Source organism: Endozoicomonas sp. ONNA2, from assembly GCF_024606365.1.
Taxonomy (GTDB): Bacteria; Pseudomonadota; Gammaproteobacteria; order Pseudomonadales; family Endozoicomonadaceae; genus Endozoicomonas.
On sequence record NZ_JAHHPO010000243.1, the window covers coordinates 1 to 1,849 of the forward strand.

Here is a 1,849-nt window from a genome sequence, read left to right on the forward strand (position 1 = left end):
ATTGAGAAGGGTAGGCAGCTATCGGTCAAACGTTTCTGGTAACTGTTTCAGGAAATCAAGCAGACAAAGGTGGGTGAAGGCATGGATATCTTCAATACATATCAGCAGAGATTTCAATCAACCCAGCAAGAAGAGCTGACTGTCGAAGAGTATCTGGCACTGTGCAGGAAAGATTCCTCTGCCTATGCCAATGCGGCTGAACGCATGCTCATGGCCATTGGTGAGCCTGAGATGGTGGATACCTCGAGAGACTCACGACTCAGTCGTATATTTTCCAACAAACTGATCAAGCGTTATCCAGCCTTTCGTGAATTCTATGGCATGGAAGAAGCGATTGAGCAGATCGTTTCCTACTTTATGCACGCTGCCCAGGGGTTGGAAGAGAAAAAACAGATACTTTATCTTCTGGGGCCAGTGGGTGGTGGCAAGTCGTCTCTGGCAGAAAAGCTGAAGGCGTTGATGGAGAAAGTGCCATTCTACGCGATCAAGGGTTCCCCGGTTTTTGAGTCCCCCCTGAACCTGTTTAACCCGAATGAAGATGCCGACATTCTGGAAAAAGAGTATGGCATTCCCAACCGTTATCTGGGGGGCATCATGTCACCCTGGGCGGTTAAGCGGTTAAATGAGTTTGGCGGTGATATCACCAGGTTCAGGGTGGTGAAGCTGCATCCGAGTATTCTCAATCAAGTCGCTGTCGCCAAGACGGAACCTGGTGATGAGAACAATCAGGATATTTCCAGCCTGGTGGGCAAGGTGGATATACGACAGCTGGAAGAATACTCCCAAGATGACCCGGACGCCTACAGCTTCTCTGGCGCACTGTGCCGTGCCAATCAGGGCATGATGGAGTTTGTGGAGATGTTCAAGGCTCCCATCAAGGTGCTCCACCCGCTGCTGACCGCCACCCAGGAAGGTAACTACAACAGTACCGAAGGGATGGGTGCCATTCCTTATAACGGTATTATTCTTGCCCATTCCAATGAGTCCGAGTGGCAGTCATTCCGGAATAACAAGACCAATGAAGCCTTTATTGACCGGGTGAACATCGTCAAGGTGCCCTACTGCACCCGGGTGACGGAAGAGATTCATATTTATGAGAAACTGTTGGCCAACAGTTCGCTCAAGGATACCCCCTGTGCACCGGATACCCTGAAAATGCTGGCCAAGTTTACCGTCTTGTCTCGCATCAAGGAGCCGGAAAATTCCAATGTGTATTCCAAGATGCGGATTTATGATGGCGAAAACCTGAAAGATACCGACCCCAACGCCAAGCCACTGCAAGAGTACAAGGATTCAGCGGGTGTTGATGAAGGCATGGAAGGCTTGTCTACCCGTTTTGCTTTCAAGATTCTTTCCAAGGTATTCAACTTTGACCCTACGGAAATTGCCGCTAACCCAGTCCACATGCTCTACGTACTGGAGCAGCAGATTGAGCAACAGCAGTATCCGAAAGAGGTGCACGAGCGTTATCTGCGCTATGTAAAAGAGTTCCTGGCACCCAAATACATTGAGTCTTTGGGCAAGGAGATACAGACCGCCTATCTTGAATCCTACTCAGAGTATGGGCAGAACATTTTTGACCGATACATTACCTATGCTGATTTCTGGATTCAGGATCAGGAGTACCGTGATCCTGAAACCGGCGATATTCTCGACCGCTCGGCAATCAATGATGAGCTGGAGAAAATCGAAAAAGCGGCCAGCATTGCCAATCCAAAAGATTTTCGTAATGAGGTGGTTAATTTCGTGCTCAGGGCCAGGGCCAATCACAATGGACGCAACCCGAGCTGGCTCAGCTACGAAAAAATGCGCAGCGTGATTGAGAAGAAAATGTTCTCCAATACAGAAG

Annotated in this window: 1 protein-coding gene; it reads left to right on the forward strand. The window is 49.1% G+C overall.

Going from position 1 to position 1,849, the window contains the following annotated elements; all coding sequences use genetic code 11:
- Nucleotides 1-81: 81 nt before the first annotated feature.
- A partial coding sequence (locus tag KDK14_RS04390) for a PrkA family serine protein kinase (RefSeq protein ID WP_257263803.1) occupies nt 82-1,849 on the forward strand: 1,768 nt, incomplete at its 3' end.